The sequence below is a fragment of the Nocardia sp. NPDC004711 genome, assembly GCF_053601595.1.
Window position 1 is genome coordinate 126,343 of the sequence record NZ_JBSGCB010000008.1, and the last position, 13,866, is coordinate 140,208.

General features: G+C 68.9%; 14 protein-coding genes. 5 read left to right on the forward strand and 9 right to left on the reverse strand.

Going from position 1 to position 13,866, the window contains the following annotated elements:
- The first annotated feature begins 53 nt into the window (after positions 1–53).
- The gene (locus tag ACWEKS_RS09995; protein WP_354839022.1) at positions 54–875 is read left to right on the forward strand and encodes a crotonase/enoyl-CoA hydratase family protein; all 822 of its coding nucleotides are present in this window, start codon (positions 54–56) and stop codon (positions 873–875) included.
- Between the two features lie 62 nt (positions 876–937).
- On the opposite strand, the gene ACWEKS_RS10000 is transcribed toward ACWEKS_RS09995, so the two are convergent.
- From ACWEKS_RS10000 to ACWEKS_RS10040, 9 genes are all read right to left on the reverse strand, one after another.
- Positions 938–2,719 (reverse strand): ABC transporter ATP-binding protein, encoded by a 1,782-nt coding sequence (locus ACWEKS_RS10000; protein ID WP_452339725.1) that lies wholly within the window; start codon positions 2,717–2,719, stop codon positions 938–940.
- Between the two features lie 208 nt (positions 2,720–2,927).
- Positions 2,928–3,698, reverse strand: coding sequence for an SDR family NAD(P)-dependent oxidoreductase (locus ACWEKS_RS10005; protein WP_452339726.1), 771 nt, complete (start codon positions 3,696–3,698; stop codon positions 2,928–2,930).
- A complete protein-coding gene (locus ACWEKS_RS10010; RefSeq protein ID WP_452339727.1) occupies positions 3,695–4,405 on the reverse strand; it encodes an acetoacetate decarboxylase family protein in 711 nt (236 codons plus the stop codon). The genes ACWEKS_RS10005 and ACWEKS_RS10010 overlap by 4 nt, the downstream gene beginning before the upstream one ends.
- A 54-nt stretch (positions 4,406–4,459) precedes the next feature.
- Entirely contained in the window at positions 4,460–6,070 is a 1,611-nt protein-coding gene (locus tag ACWEKS_RS10015) for an acyl-CoA synthetase (protein ID WP_452339728.1), read from the reverse strand.
- A 25-nt stretch (positions 6,071–6,095) separates the two neighbouring features.
- Positions 6,096–7,349: a hypothetical protein gene (locus ACWEKS_RS10020; RefSeq protein WP_452339729.1), complete on the reverse strand. Its 1,254-nt coding sequence runs from the start codon at positions 7,347–7,349 to the stop codon at positions 6,096–6,098.
- Positions 7,346–7,864, reverse strand: coding sequence for a nuclear transport factor 2 family protein (locus ACWEKS_RS10025; RefSeq protein ID WP_452339809.1), 519 nt, complete (start codon positions 7,862–7,864; stop codon positions 7,346–7,348). Before ACWEKS_RS10025 ends, ACWEKS_RS10020 begins: the two co-directional genes overlap by 4 nt.
- A gap of 56 nt (positions 7,865–7,920) precedes the next feature.
- On the reverse strand, positions 7,921–8,124 hold the full coding sequence (locus tag ACWEKS_RS10030; RefSeq protein ID WP_379393382.1) for a ferredoxin: 204 nt from the start codon (positions 8,122–8,124) through the stop codon (positions 7,921–7,923).
- Positions 8,124–8,915, reverse strand: a complete 792-nt coding sequence (locus ACWEKS_RS10035; protein WP_452339730.1) for an SDR family oxidoreductase — start codon at positions 8,913–8,915, stop codon at positions 8,124–8,126. Before ACWEKS_RS10035 ends, ACWEKS_RS10030 begins: the two co-directional genes overlap by 1 nt.
- Positions 8,912–10,120, reverse strand: coding sequence for a cytochrome P450 (locus ACWEKS_RS10040; protein WP_452339731.1), 1,209 nt, complete (start codon positions 10,118–10,120; stop codon positions 8,912–8,914). The genes ACWEKS_RS10035 and ACWEKS_RS10040 overlap by 4 nt, the downstream gene beginning before the upstream one ends.
- A gap of 233 nt (positions 10,121–10,353) precedes the next feature.
- Between ACWEKS_RS10040 and ACWEKS_RS10045 the strand changes: the two genes are divergently transcribed.
- The 4 genes from ACWEKS_RS10045 to ACWEKS_RS10060 are packed head-to-tail and all read left to right on the forward strand — an operon-like array spanning position 10,354 to position 13,845.
- The gene (locus ACWEKS_RS10045) at positions 10,354–11,826 is read left to right on the forward strand and encodes an aldehyde dehydrogenase (protein WP_452339732.1); all 1,473 of its coding nucleotides are present in this window, start codon (positions 10,354–10,356) and stop codon (positions 11,824–11,826) included.
- 11 nt (positions 11,827–11,837) lie between these two features.
- Positions 11,838–12,590 (forward strand): SDR family oxidoreductase, encoded by a 753-nt coding sequence (locus ACWEKS_RS10050; protein WP_452339733.1) that lies wholly within the window; start codon positions 11,838–11,840, stop codon positions 12,588–12,590.
- Positions 12,587–13,471, forward strand: coding sequence for an NAD(P)-dependent oxidoreductase (locus ACWEKS_RS10055; RefSeq protein ID WP_452339734.1), 885 nt, complete (start codon positions 12,587–12,589; stop codon positions 13,469–13,471). The genes ACWEKS_RS10050 and ACWEKS_RS10055 overlap by 4 nt, the downstream gene beginning before the upstream one ends.
- Positions 13,468–13,845 (forward strand): carboxymuconolactone decarboxylase family protein, encoded by a 378-nt coding sequence (locus ACWEKS_RS10060; RefSeq protein WP_452339735.1) that lies wholly within the window; start codon positions 13,468–13,470, stop codon positions 13,843–13,845. Before ACWEKS_RS10055 ends, ACWEKS_RS10060 begins: the two co-directional genes overlap by 4 nt.
- Positions 13,846–13,866: the final 21 nt, after the last annotated feature.

Genomic DNA, 13,866 nt, shown 5'->3' on the forward strand with positions numbered 1-13,866 from the left:
GGGTAGTTTCGTGCCGGAATCTTGGTTCGCCCATGTGGAAAGAAGGGTCGGCGATGACCGCAGCGACTGCTGAAACACCTAGCAACACCGAACCGCACGCTCTGGTCGAGAAGCGCGGCGCGACGCTGATCGTCACCATGAACCGCCCCAAGTCCAAGAACGCCCTCACCGGCGAGATGCTGGCGATCATGACCGAGGCGTGGGACACCGTCGACAACGATCCGGAGATCCGCTCCTGCATCCTCACCGGTGCCGGCGGCGCGTTCTGCGCGGGCGCGGACCTGAAGGCCATGAACAAGCGCAGCCCGGACGACGGCATGAAGGAGGGCAGTGCGTTCGACCCGTCCCGCATGCCGGGTCTGCTCAAGGGCCGTCGCCTGACCAAGCCGCTGATCGCGGCGGTGGAGGGCGCGGCCATCGCGGGCGGCACCGAGATCCTGCAGGGCACCGATATCCGCATCGCCGGTGAGAGCGCCAAGTTCGGTGTCTCCGAGGCGAAGTGGAGCCTGTTCCCGATGGGCGGCTCGGCGGTGCGGCTGCCGCGCCAGATCCCCTACACCGTCGCCGCGGAACTGCTGCTGACCGGTCGCCACATCACCGCGGCCGAGGCGCTGAACTTCGGCCTCATCGGCCACGTGGTGCCGGACGGGACCGCGCTGGACAAGGCCCTCGAGATCGCCGAGCTGATCAACAACAACGGCCCGCTGGCCGTGCAGGCGATCCTGAAGGTCATCCGCGACACCGAGGGCATGCACGAGGAAGAGGCGTTCAAGATCGACGCCAAGGTCGGCCTGCCGGTCTTCCGCAGCAACGACGCGAAGGAGGGCCCGCGCGCCTTCGCCGAGAAGCGCAAGCCCAATTTCCAGGGCAACTAGGAATTCCGGGGACTCCCCCGGAGCTGAGGTGGCGACGGACCTCTCACATCGCCACCTCACCGTCAGCGAGCGGCCAGCTCCTCGCCGAGGAAGCCGCCGGACTGGTGCCGCCACAGCTGCGCGTACGTACCCTCGCCGCGCAGCAGCTCCTCGTGGCTGCCCTGTTCGACGATCCGCCCGCGATCGAGCACGATCAGCCGGTCCATCCCGGCCACCGTGCTCAACCGGTGCGCGACCACCAGCGCCGTACGCCCTTCCATCAACTCCCAGAGCGCTTGCTGCACAAGGATTTCGCTCTCGGAGTCGAGGGCGCTGGTGGCCTCGTCCAGCAGCAGGATCGGGGCGTCGCGCAGGATTGCCCGTGCGAGCGCGACCCGCTGGCGTTGCCCGCCGGAGAGTTTCACGCCGCGCTCGCCGATGAGCGTCTCCATGCCCTCGGGTAGCCCGTCCGCGAATTCGGTGACGTGCGCGGCCTTGGCGGCGCGCCGCACCTCCTCGTCGGTGGCCTCGGGCCGGGCGAAGCGAATGTTGTCGCTCAGCGACCGGTGGAACATGGCCGGGTCCTGCGGCACGTAGGACAGCAGGCTGCGCAGATCACGCTGCCGCAGGCGCGAGATATCCTGTCCGCCGATACGGATTACTCCGCCGTCGACATCCATCATGCGCAGCAGCAGCTGGGTGAGCGTGCTCTTGCCGCCGCCCGACCGGCCGACCAGGCCGATGCGCGCGCCACTGGCCACATCCAGATCCAGCCCGCGGAACAGGGGCGGCGCACCCGCGTGGGCGAAGTCCACCCGCTCGAACCGGATGCCGGAGCCCTTGGGGCACAGCGGTTCCGGCTCGCTGGTGTCGAGCACCGTCGGTGATTCCAGCAGCAGTTCGGTGAACTGCGCGGCCTCGGTGGTGGCACTCTCCAGCCGCCGGTAGATCTGGTTGAACCGGAACATGATGCCGGTGGCGTTCCAGTAGTAGGTGAAGGCCACCATGATCACCTCGACCGAGGCGTGCCCGCCGCCGATGCCCAGCGCGATCAGCAATCCGGAGACGTTCACGATCACCATCAGCGGCGTGACCGCGGTGTCGATGTAGAGGTTGTTGTAGTCCCAGGACCGCAACGACTTTCGCCGCTGCACCGCCACCCGCCGCCGATGCTCCTCGATCTCCTGCGGTTCGGCCGCGAAGGCCCGCACCGCCTGCATGTTCGACAGGGTGTCGGAGACGTGGCCCGATACCCGCGCGATGGCGGCCTCGCGGTCGTCGACCAGGTGCTGGCGCCGCCGGATCAGCGGGGCGACCACGACGCCGCTCACCGCGATCAGGCCGAGCAGCACGACGACCAGCATCGGGTCGTAGCGCCACAGCACCACCGAGGCGAAGCTCAGCGGCACCAGGGCGGCGACGATCTCGAAGGCGAAGGTGTCGGCGAACTCCTCGAACCGGGTCGCGAAGCTCAGAGCGCGCTTGGTCAGCGAGCCCGCGAAGTTGTTGTGGAAGAACGCCGAGTCCTTGGCCAGCAGTTCGTCCATGGCGGTGTTGTAGAGGCTCTCGATGCCGTAGGCGTCGAGACGGTTGAGACAGTGGATCCCCAACCGCCAGAAGACTTCCGCGATGAACAGCAGCGTGCCGAACCCGATCACGTACGGCGCGAGCGTGCCGAACGAGGAGTCACCGGTGGCGGCCACCTTGCCCACGACGACCGCGACCAGCAGCGGCGCGATGTAGAGCTGGCAGATATTGCCGAGGGCGGGCCCCAGCATGGCCGGAATCGTGATTGTCTTGCGCCGGGCCATTTCCCGGCCGTAGTAGCGCAGAACCAGCCTGACAGCGGATGTGCGCGAACTCATCCATCCCCTCTCGAATAGGTGCTTCGAGCAGTGCAGACAGCCCAGAGTGCCTGGTGGGGAGAGGGCGCGCCACCGAATTATTGCTGCGCGGTAGCTGGTTTCGGCTCCGGTCGAAGGGTTTTCGGCGCTGGGCAGCCGCAGGGCCGGCTACCCAGCGCCGGGAGCGGATGCCGATCGGAGCACGTGCCGGCATCCACGTTCGGGGGGATTACTCGGTGGGGTGCACCGTGCGCCGGACGATGGCACGCGCCAGGCCGGGCAGCAGCCTCCGCATGAGATACGCCGGTCGCGCCTGTCCGGGGAAGACGAACAGCGGCGACTTCGGTTTGGCCAGTGCCTTTTCCAGCGCGTCGACAATGCTCTCGGGCGTGGCGCCGCCGGCGTTGCCGAGCACGCTGGCGTTCTCCTTGCGGACCGCGTCCAGGAACGGGGTCTCCACCATGGGCGGGCAGAGCACGAGCAGCCGCACGCCGGTGTCGTGCAGTTCGTAGGAGAGGCTGTCGGCGAAGCCGACCACCGCGTGCTTGGAGGCCGTGTACCCGGCCATGCCGGGTGAGGGCAGCCAGCCCGCGAGCGAGGCGAACAACACCACGGTGCCCGCGCCCGCCTGCTTCATGGCGGGGATGACGGCCTGGCAGAGATTGACGGTGCCGATGTAGTTGATGTCCATCATCTTCCGGATCTGGGCCACGTCGTGGTCCAGCACGGAGGCGTGCACGTGGGCCATGCCGGCCGCGTGCACCAGTCGGTCGATGCTGCCCAGTTCCGCGCGCACCTTGTCGACGACGGCGCGAACCTGCGCGGAATCCGACACGTCACATTCGTAGGTGTGGGTGTTGGGCGAGCGCGCGGCCATGGTGGCCAGGCCGTCGGCGTTCAGGTCGACCGCGGCCACCTGCCAGCCCGCGGCGGCGAGTCGCTGCGCGACGATGCGGCCCATGCCGCTGGCCGCTCCGGTGACGAGTGCTGTCCGGCTCATCGGACCTCCCGGGTCTGCAATACCGTCGCGGCGTCCTCGAAGGTCATGCGGAGTGCGCCGATCCGGCTGGAGAACAGTGCGCGCGCGGGGAGTCCCAGCGTCCGCAATTGCTCGGAGACCGGATGATTTCCGAGTTCGATCCGCGCACCGCCCGGCCGTCCCCGGACCTGGGCCGGATTCATGACCCACGGTGTGCGCCGCAGGATTCCATTGCGGGCGGTGTACGCGTCGATGGATGCCCCGCCCGCGCCGCCGGGCATGCGGAAGCCGTCGGCGACCCGCAGCGCGAGCACGAACTGCCCGTCGACGTGGACCTCGCAGCGGTGCCCGCGGCCGTCCGGCGTGATGTCGATATCGGCCATGAGCTTCGGGAAGCCCCAAATGGATTGTCCCGCTTCACAGGTGAAGCTCTGGTTGACCGGCAGCCAGTGGATGTACGCGCCGGTGCTGTTCTTGCGTCCCGGCTGTCTGGCCATGAGCGAGAAGGCGAATTCGTGGTACGGCCCGAGGTCTCCGTCGAGGTAGCGGACGAAGGCCAGGGAGAGCACGGCCTTTCCGGGCAGCGTCGTGATCGGCTCCAGCCCGGTGCCGGTGAGCAGGTCGCGGGCCGCGGCCGCGTCGACGAGGAACAGCGCCGAGCAGGCGTCCGCGTGCCGGATCTGCACCGGCATGCGGACCTGTTCACCGAGTACGGTATGCGCCTCCATGCCAGAATTAGAACAGGTTTCAGTGATGGACGCCGGTCGTTTCGCCGAGTTTCTTCACCTCGCCTCGTAGTCGGGTTCCCGCTCGGCCACATAACCCTTGGCCCAGCGGTAGTCGGGCTTGCCGCTCGGCGTGCGCGCGACGGTCTCGGCCACCCAGATCCGCCGCGGCAGTTTGTATCCCGCGAGACGCGCGCGCACGTGCTCCGCCAGCGCGGCGAAGTCGATCGTGCCCGCGGCCGGCGACACCACGGCCGCCACCAGCTGACCCCAGCGCTCGTCCGGCACCCCGATGACGACCGCGTCGTAGACGGCGGGATGGGCCTTGACGGTGGCCTCGACCTCTTCCGGGAAGACCTTCTCCCCGCCGGTATTGATGACCATGTTGCCGCGGCCGATCAGGGTGACCGACCCGTCGGACTCCACGCGCGCGCGATCGTCGGTGATGACCATGCGCACCCCGTCCACGGTGCGGAAGAGCTTGTCGGTCTTGACCGGATCCTTGTAGTAGCCGATCGGCACATTGCCGGTCTTGGCCACCCAGCCCTCGCCGCCCGGCGCGACGGGCCGCCCGGCGTCGTCCACCACCAGCGCCCCGCGCCCGGTGTGCACCCGCGGCGCGCGGGCCGGGTCGTCGTCCTTCTGCGCGAATCCGATACCGCCGAAACCGGTTTCGGAGGAGCCGATGGATTCGGTGACCAGCGTATTCGGGAACAGTTCCAGCAGCGCGTTCTTCACCGGCTGGGTGAGCTGGGCCGCGCCGGAGCCGATGGAGATCAGCGAGGACGCGTCCACCGGCGCGGCCCGGTAGGAGTCCACCAGCGGCCGGGCGATGGCGTCGCCGGTGACCACCAGGACCTGGGGCCGCTCCCGCGCCACCACCTGCCACACCTCGTCGGCGTCGAAGCGCGGCTGGAACAGCACCGCGTTGCCGGACCACAGCGCGGTGAAGGTGGGCATCATGGCGGCGGCGTGAATGAGCGGCGGCAGCACGAACCAGGTCATCGGCGAGGGGTTCTCGCCCCCCGCGCGGGATTGCTGGTACTCGTCGGCGACGGGTTCACCGGTGTAGAAGTCGATGCCGCCGCCCAGCACCCGCCACATGTCCTCCTGTCGCCAGATGACCCCTTTGGGCAGGCCGGTGGTGCCGCCGGTGTACATGATGAAGTGGTCGTCGGCGCTGCGCGGCCCGAAATCCCGATCGGGCGAACCGGATTCGAGCGCCTGCTCGTACGGGATGGAGGCGGTCGGCAGCCCCGCGCCGCCCTGATCGTCCTCCACCACCAGGGTGTGCCGCAGCTTCGGCAATCGCGGCCGGATCTCGTCGATCAGCGGCGCGTAGCAGCGGTGGTGCACCGCCATCTCGAGGTCGGCGTTGTCGTAGACGTAGCGCAGTTCCTCCGCGCGGTACCGGTAGTTGATATTGACCGGCACCGCGCGAATCTTGTAGCAGCCCAGCAGTGTTTCGAGACTCTCGATGCTGTTGTGCATGTGGAAGCCGATGTGGGTCCCCGGTCCCGCGCCGGCGGCGGTGAGGTGGTGGGCCAGCCGGTTGGCGCGGGCGTCGAGTTCGGCGAAGGTGCGCCGGCGCGGGCCCTCGATGACTGCGGTCCGGTCCGGCACGGCGTCGGCGGAGTGTTCGTAGAGGTCGGCGAAAGTGCACGCCATGGCCGTATCTCCTGGTGTGTTCCGGCTACAGGACGGTGAGCGGCAGCGGGGTGCCCCGGTCGGTGAAGGTGAAGGCGGCCCCGGAGCTGAACCGGGTGATGGCGACCTCGTCGGCCTCGCGGTACGGCAGGTCCGCACAACCGATTTCGAGGGTGAGGCCGCACTCGTCGACGGAGCGGACGCGAGTGTGGAAACGCGGGTTGACCCCGCGCACCAGTGCGTCGAGCGGGGCCAGGTGCTCGGGGTCGAGCAGGGCGGGCCACGCGCCGTCGTCGATCGCGCCGCAGCCGCGGCCGACCCGCAGTTCCACCAGTTGTTCGCCACCGGTGGTCTCGGTGGCGACCTCGATGTCGACGTAGGCGGCCGGATTGAAGGCCGGATGCAACCGCAGCACCTTGGCCAGCGCCGCCGCGTCGTCGCCGAGCCCGAGCGCCGTGCGGATGCGTTCGGCGGTGAGGCCGGCGATTCCCGTCCACTGCTTGCGCAGGATATCCAGCGCCACTTCGGGTTTCGTCCGCGCTTCGACGGCTGTTTTGTAGCCGAGGTTGAGCAGATGGTGCTGCAGGCACACCTCGTCGGCGATCCGGATGAGCGCGGAGCGGGAGAAGTCCGCGAAGCGCAGATCGCTCAGCAGCGGACCCGAATAGTCGTGCTGCCCCGGATCTTCCGGTTCGATGGGCGCCAATACCGTGGCGGCGGCCTCGGATCCGGCCACCACCTGCGCGTCGTCGGGCGGGACCGGTGGCTTGTGCGCGGGATCGATGGTGACCGTCCACGCGCACACCGGCTTCCGGTCGGCGGGCTCGCGAGGTGGCCGGTGTACCGGGCGGACCTGCGCGTAGGGGTTGGTGGCCAGCGCGGTCGCGTCGAAGGTGGGGTCCTCGATGTCGTGGCACATGGCGACCACGAACTCGGTCCCCATCGGCTCCACGTCGGCGAGCGCGCCGCAGTGGTCCAGGTGGAATTCGCCGTGGTCGTGGTCGATCACCCGGAAGCGGAAGTCCATGAATTGCGGCGGCGCGCCGATATCCAGCTGGAAGCCCTTGAAGATGGCGTCCACGCCGTCGCCGGTGATGTCGAGCGCCCGCCGCATGCGCCGGGTGTAGACCGGGCTGGCCAGCTGCCATTCCTCGATGGCCACCGCCGTCATGCCCTCCCGGCCGAGCGCGCCCAGCACGTGCGCCATGCCGGAGCGGTCGATGAGGTGGCCGCACAGCAGCAACTCCGGAACCAGCAGGGCCAGTTCGGATCTGGTCAGGGCTTCGAATCTGCTGTTCACCACAGGGGCACCGGCCCCTTTCCGACGGGGTACCAGCCGGGCAGCGGTTCGCCCGTCATGGCCCGTTCCATGCGCTTGCGCATTCCGGACGATAGCGCGTCGTTCGAGATCATCTCGACGAAAAGCGCGGTCACATTGCCGAAGTCGAAGAAGTCGCGCTGCCAGGACCACTGGTAGTCACCCGCGTAGCGGAACCAGCTGCCGCCGATGCCCTCCGGACTGTAGGGCCGGCCATCCGCCCGCCGGCCCTCGTTGACCTGCTTCCAGAAGCCGATGACGCTGCCGCTGCGCTCGTCGACCACGAATTCCTGATACGGATAGGTCCAGCCCTCCAGGCCGAACATCTCCTGGCCGAGCGCGATGTCACGGATCTCGTCGCGGCCGACGGCCATGAACTCCTGCTGCGGACCGTAGTTCCAGCCGTAGGTGGCGTCCTCGGTGTAGAAGTGCTCGAGCGGCTTCCAATCGCCGTGGGCCTCACACTGTTTGTTCTCGTCCACCCAGCGGCGGATCATCTCGTCGAGTTCGTCGCGGGACCAGCTCACCGCGGCCTCCTTCTGTTCGGGTTGCGCTATTCGGTGGCGCTGTCGTCGACCAGCGACAGCGCCTGGGTCGGGCAGTAGCGGACGGCGGCGCGGGCCGCCTCCAGGTCGGCGCCGGGATCGGGGCGCAGGATCCGGACCTGGCCCTGTTTGGGCACCTGGAAGAGTTCGGGGGCCTCGTCCTGGCAGACGGCGTGGCCCTGGCAGAGATCGAGATCGACGATCAGTCGCATCAGGAGACGTCCTTCCTGTCCTGGATCGGCGCTTCCGGCTGCACCTCCACCAGCACCAGGTGCGCGCCGCGCGGGGTGGAGACGACCGCGGTCACGGCCGCCGCGAGATCGGCGGGCCGCAGGAACTGCGGGTGCCGGGCGAAGCCCCATTTCACCCAGTTCTCCAGCAGCGGGCCGACGACTTCCGGGGTGGCCTGCATGCCCATGCCGGTGAGGGTCTGCCCCGGGCGGACGATGGACGAGCGCACCCCGGTGCCCTCCAGCTCCATGCGCAGCTGGGTGGCGAAGGCCTCCACCCCGGTCTTGGCCGCGTTGTACGCGCCCGCGCCGGGGCGCACCCGGACCGCGCAGTCGGAGCCGATGACGACGAAGTCGCCGCGCTGCCGTTCGATCATGCCGGGCAGCACCCGGTGCGCGAGGCGCTGCGCGCCGACCAGATGCACGCGGACCTGGGATTCGAAGACGTCGGGATCCATTTCCCAGGCCTGCCCGAATTCGAGGTCGCCCGCGCCGGAGACCAGGATCTCGGTGGGGCCCAGCGCTGCTTCGGCGGCGGTGACGAATTCGTGCACCGAATCGGTGTCGGAGACGTCGAGCCGTCCGGCGAACGCCGCACCGCCGGCCGCGCGGATCTTCTCGGCGAGGGTCTCGCAGATCTCCATCCGGCGTGCGCCGAGCGCGACCGGATGCCCCAGGGCGGCAAGGGCTTCCGCCGTGGCGGCGCCGATGCCGGAGGACGCGCCCGCGACAATGGCGGGACGGCGGCCGGGATGTGCGGGGAAACGGGTCATCGGCGGACCTCCACGGAGACGGGCAGGTGGGCGAAACCGCGCACATTCACCGAATGCACGCGCCGGCAACCGGATTCACCGATACCGAAGGCGGGCACGCGAGCCGCGAACTCCCCCAGCACGATCGAGGCCTCGAGCCGGGCCAGGTGCGCGCCCAGGCAGAAGTGCACGCCGCGGCCGAAGCTGATCAGCCCGCCCTTGTCGGTGCGTTCGATGTCGTAGCGGTCCGGGTCGTGGAAGACGGCGGCGTCGCGATTGGCGGAACCGACGAGCAGCAGCACCTTCGAGCCCCGCGGAATCGTCTGCCCGTAGTACTCCAGGTCCTCGGCGGCGGTGCGGGCCAGAATCTGGCTCGACGCGTCGTAGCGCAGTGTCTCGTCCACCCAGTCCGCCACGAGTTCCGGATGGGCGGCGACCTTGGCGTACTCGCCGGGATTGTGGCCCGCCCAATACAGCGCATTGCCCAGGAGTTTCGTGGTGGTCTCGTTCCCGGCGACCACCATGAGGAACATGAATCCGAGGATCTCCTCGTCGGTGAGCCGGTCCCCGTCGGCTTCGGCGTCGAGCAGGGCCGAGGTCAGATCGTCGGTGCGCTGCCGCTTCCGGGCCACCAGCATCTCGTTGTAGTAGCCCGCCAGCTGCAGGGCGGCCTCCATGGCCGCGACCGGCACATCCAGCACGCCCTCCTCGCGATGCACCAGCAGGTCCGCGAGCCTGCGCAGTTCGGTGCGGTCGGATTCGGGGACGCCCAGCAGTTCGGAGATGACGTCCATCGGGACCTGTCCCGCCACCGCGTCGATCCAGTCGAAATCGCCTCCGGCCAGCGCGGGTTCGAGGTAGCGCCGGGTGATGTCGCGGATGCGATCGCTCATCTCGGTGACCCGGCGCGGCGTGAAGCCCTGGTAGACCAGCTTGCGCAGGCGCAGGTGCCGCGGATCGTCCATGGCCAGGAAGGACATGGTCCGCCAGGCGTGCGGACCCCAGGCGGCGGGGTCCAGGGAGACGCCGTTGGCGCTGGAGAGCCGGATGTTGTCGCGGAACCCGGCGGTCACGTCGGCGTGCCGGGACAGTGCCCAGAAGTCCAGGTCGGGGTGGTGGTACACCGGCGCCTCGGTGCGCAACCGCTGGTACACGGGGTAGGGGTCCTCGTGGATGCGGTAGTCGTAGGGGTCGAACAGCAGCGGCTCTAGGGAGGCTGCGGTCATGGTGTCTGCACCTCGTCTTCGATAACGCGTTCATCGGAGCCGATGAACGTTTTCCAGCAACGGAGACACGTAGCTGGACATGTGTCTGTACGGTACTAGCGACGGGATCGCCTGACAACGGAATCCCGCGAACCAAATCGGCAAAGTCCGCGCAAACTGAAACAGGTTCTTGCGCGTATCCGAGCCGCGAACCTATAGTCCGTACACGTGTCCGGACAGCATGGGAGCTACCTATGAGCCCGAGCGATCTCGTCCCCGACGGCGGTTCGCACCTGCTGATCGGCGGCAAGCTGACGCCCGGCGGCGGCGGTGTGTTCACCACCGCCAACCCCGCCACCGGGGAAACCCTCGGCTACGCCGCCAATGCCGACGCCGCCGATATGGACGCGGCCATCGCCGCCGCCCGTACCGCCTTCGACACCACCGACTGGTCGCGCGATCCGGGATTTCGCGCGACCTGCCTGCGGCAGCTGCGGGACGCGCTGCGCGGGCACCTCGAGGAACTACGCGAGATCACCATCGCCGAGGCCGGCGCACCCCGCATGCTGACCAGCGGGCCGCAGCTGGAGGGCCCGGTCGGCGATCTCGGGTACTTCGCCGACCTCGCCGAGAACTACGCGTGGGAAACCGATCTCGGCATCGCCTCACCCATGGGGATCAAGAGTGCGCGGCGGGTGCGCCGCGAACCCATCGGCGTGGTCGGGGCGATCACGCCCTGGAATTTCCCGCACCAGATCAACTTCGCCAAGCTGGGCCCGGCGCTCGCGGCGGGAACCACCGTGGTGCTCAAGCCCGCGCCCGATACGCCGTGGTGCGCGGCGGCCGTGGGCCGGATCATCGCCGAGGAGACCGATATTCCGGCCGGGGTGGTCAATATCGTCACCTCCGACGATCACGGACTGGGCGCCCAGCTGGTCACCGATCCGCGGGTGGACATGATCTCGTTCACCGGGTCGACGCAGACCGGCCGGGCCGTCATGGCCGCTGCGGCAACGTCTTTGAAGAAGGTGTTCCTGGAGCTGGGCGGGAAATCGGCGTTCATCGTGCTGGACGACGCGGACATCGCGGCGGCGGTCGGCTACGCGGCGTTCGGGGTGTGCGTGCACGCCGGGCAGGGCTGTGCGATCAGCACCCGGCTGCTGGTGCCGCGTGCACTGCACGATCAGGCGGTCGAAGCGGCCGCGCGCACCCTGGCCGGGATCAAGCCCGGGGATCCGTCGAAGCCCGGAACCGTCTGCGGCCCCGTCATTTCCGAGCGGCAGTTGGCGCGCGTCGAACGCTATCTCGAGATCGCGCGCGCCGAGGGCGGCACCATCGTCACCGGCGGCGGACGCCCCGAGCGCGCCGGCGGCTGGTTCATCGAGCCGACCCTGATCACGGGGCTGCCCAACAGCTCCACCGTGGCCCAGGAGGAGATCTTCGGGCCCGTCCTCACCGTCATCCCGCACGACGGTGACGCGGATGCCGTCCGCATCGCCAATGACTCCCCCTATGGCCTGTCCGGCTCGGTCTGGGGACGCGATCCCGAGCGGCTGCGCGCGGTCGTGGAGGGCGTGCGCACCGGGACGCTCAGCGTCAACGGCGGCATCTGGTATTCGGCCGACGCGCCCTTCGGCGGCTACAAGCAGTCCGGCATCGGCCGGGAAATGGGCGTCCTCGGCTTCGAGGAATACACCGAAACCAAACTCATCGCGACCGGCGTCTGAGGAGAACTGACATGAACCGATTCACCGACAGGTCGATCATCGTCACCGGCGCCGCGCGCGGCATCGGCGCCGCCTACGCACGGGCGCTGGCCGCCGAGGGCGCGAAAGTGGTTGTCGCCGACCTCAACAGCGAACTGGGCGAGACCGTCGCCAAGGAGATCACCGCCGCCGGCGGCGTCGCGGTCTTCGCGCAGGTCGACGTGGCCGACCCGGCCTCCGCCAAGGCGGTCGCCGACTTCACCGTCGCCGAGTTCGGCGGCATCGATCATCTGGTCAACAATGCCGCCATCTACGGCGACATGAAGCTCGACATCCTGCTGACCGTGCCGTGGGACTACTACAAGAAGTTCATGGCCGTGAATCTCGATGGGGCGCTGAACATGACGCGCGCGGTGTACCGGCACATCGCGGCCAAGGGCGGCGGGTCGATCGTCAATCAGTCGTCCACCGCGGCCTGGACCTACTCCGGGTTCTACGGGCTGGCCAAGGCGGGCATCAACAGCCTGACCCAGCAGCTGGCACACGAGCTGGGGCACTCCAAGATTCGGGTCAACGCCATCGCGCCCGGGCCCACCGACACCGAGGCCACCCGCAGCATCGTGCCGGACCAGTTCGTGGATCAGCTGGTGAAGCAGATGGCGCTCAAGCGGCTCGGCACCACCGAGGACATGGTCGGGGCGTGCCTGTACCTGCTGTCCGACGATGCCGCCTGGGTGACCGGGCAGGTGCTCAATGTCGATGGGGGGCAGGTCTTCCGGCCATGAGTGCGAACCAGGAAATCTCGGTCGGGTTCATCGGACTCGGCAATATGGGCGCGCCGATGGCGCAGCGCCTGGTCGGCTGGCCGGGCGGGCTGGTGGTGTGCGATATGCGGCCGGACGCGGTGCAGCCGTTCACCGACGCGGGCGCGACGGCCGCCGCCACCGCCGCCGAGGTGGCACAGCGCTGCGGCGTCGTCTCGGTCGTGGTCCTCGACGACGACCAGGTGCGCTCGGTCGTGACCGGCCCCGACGGGCTGTTGCAGACCGCGAAACCGGGCACCGTCATCGCCGTGCACTCCACCATCTCCGATCGCACCGCCGTCGAGCTCGGCGCCGAATGCGCCGCCTACGGTGTGGAATTCGTGGACGCGCCGATCAGCGGCGGGGCGCCGGCCGCGCAGCGCGGGGAGCTCGCGGTCATGGTGGGCGGCACCGCCGCCGCCTTCGAGACGGTGCGGGAGCCGTTCGGGCGCTTCGGGTCCCTGGTCATCCATGCCGGCGAGGTCGGTGCGGGCACGCGAATGAAGCTGGCGCGCAACCTGCTGCACTTCGTCGCCTTCACCGCCGCGTCGGAGGCGCAGCGACTGGCGGCGGCGGGCGGGCTGGACATCGCCGCGCTCGGCAAGGTGGTCCGGCATTCCGACTCGCACACCGGCGGGCCCGGCGCGATCATGCTGCGCAAGACCACCGCGCCGGTCGCCGCGGACGACTTCTGGTTCCCGATCCTCGGCCACGTCCGCGACCTCGGCGAGAAGGATCTGGCGCTCGCGCTGGACCTGGCCGGGCGGCTGGATGTCGACCTGCCGCTGGCGCGGCGCGCATTGCACGACCTGGGTGACGGGCTCGGTGTGGGGCCCGGAACGATCGCGAAGGAGCAGTCATGACAGCGGATCAGAGTCCCTCGGAGCAACGGCAGCAGGGCCTGAAGAAGATGTCGGAGGTGTACGGGTTCGATCTGCCGAACCTGACGGGTGATCCGTTCTTCGAGGTCACCGTCGATCACCTGTTCGCCGATATCTGGAATCGGCCCGGCCTGTCGCTGCGCGACCGGCGGCTGCTGCTGCTCGGCGCCATTACGGCGCAGGGACATTCGGAGATCGCCGAGATCCAGGTCGGCGCGGCCCTGCGCAATGGCGAGCTCGACGCCGATCAACTGCGTGAGATCGCGGTGTTCCTGGCCCACTACGTGGGCTGGCCCGCGGCCACCAAGCTGGACGGCGTCATTCGCAAGACGCTCGCCAAGGACAAGAAGAAGTAATCCCAACCCGCAGTGAGGAAT

What these genes read in the sequence shown, in the direction of transcription:
- ACWEKS_RS10000 (WP_452339725.1), bottom strand. Translation starts at nt 2,719, where the DNA reads ATGAGTTCGCGCACATCCGCTGTCAGGCTGGTTCTGCGCTACTACGGC.
- ACWEKS_RS10025 (WP_452339809.1), bottom strand. Translation starts at nt 7,864, where the DNA reads ATGATCCGCCGCTGGGTGGACGAGAACAAACAGTGTGAGGCCCACGGC.
- ACWEKS_RS10015 (WP_452339728.1), bottom strand. Translation starts at nt 6,070, where the DNA reads ATGGCGTGCACTTTCGCCGACCTCTACGAACACTCCGCCGACGCCGTG.
- ACWEKS_RS10050 (WP_452339733.1), top strand. Translation starts at nt 11,838, where the DNA reads ATGAACCGATTCACCGACAGGTCGATCATCGTCACCGGCGCCGCGCGC.
- ACWEKS_RS10035 (WP_452339730.1), bottom strand. Translation starts at nt 8,915, where the DNA reads ATGACCCGTTTCCCCGCACATCCCGGCCGCCGTCCCGCCATTGTCGCG.
- ACWEKS_RS10040 (WP_452339731.1), bottom strand. Translation starts at nt 10,120, where the DNA reads ATGACCGCAGCCTCCCTAGAGCCGCTGCTGTTCGACCCCTACGACTAC.
- ACWEKS_RS09995 (WP_354839022.1), top strand. Translation starts at nt 54, where the DNA reads ATGACCGCAGCGACTGCTGAAACACCTAGCAACACCGAACCGCACGCT.
- ACWEKS_RS10060 (WP_452339735.1), top strand. Translation starts at nt 13,468, where the DNA reads ATGACAGCGGATCAGAGTCCCTCGGAGCAACGGCAGCAGGGCCTGAAG.
- ACWEKS_RS10045 (WP_452339732.1), top strand. Translation starts at nt 10,354, where the DNA reads ATGAGCCCGAGCGATCTCGTCCCCGACGGCGGTTCGCACCTGCTGATC.
- ACWEKS_RS10030 (WP_379393382.1), bottom strand. Translation starts at nt 8,124, where the DNA reads ATGCGACTGATCGTCGATCTCGATCTCTGCCAGGGCCACGCCGTCTGC.
- ACWEKS_RS10055 (WP_452339734.1), top strand. Translation starts at nt 12,587, where the DNA reads ATGAGTGCGAACCAGGAAATCTCGGTCGGGTTCATCGGACTCGGCAAT.
- ACWEKS_RS10010 (WP_452339727.1), bottom strand. Translation starts at nt 4,405, where the DNA reads ATGGAGGCGCATACCGTACTCGGTGAACAGGTCCGCATGCCGGTGCAG.
- ACWEKS_RS10005 (WP_452339726.1), bottom strand. Translation starts at nt 3,698, where the DNA reads ATGAGCCGGACAGCACTCGTCACCGGAGCGGCCAGCGGCATGGGCCGC.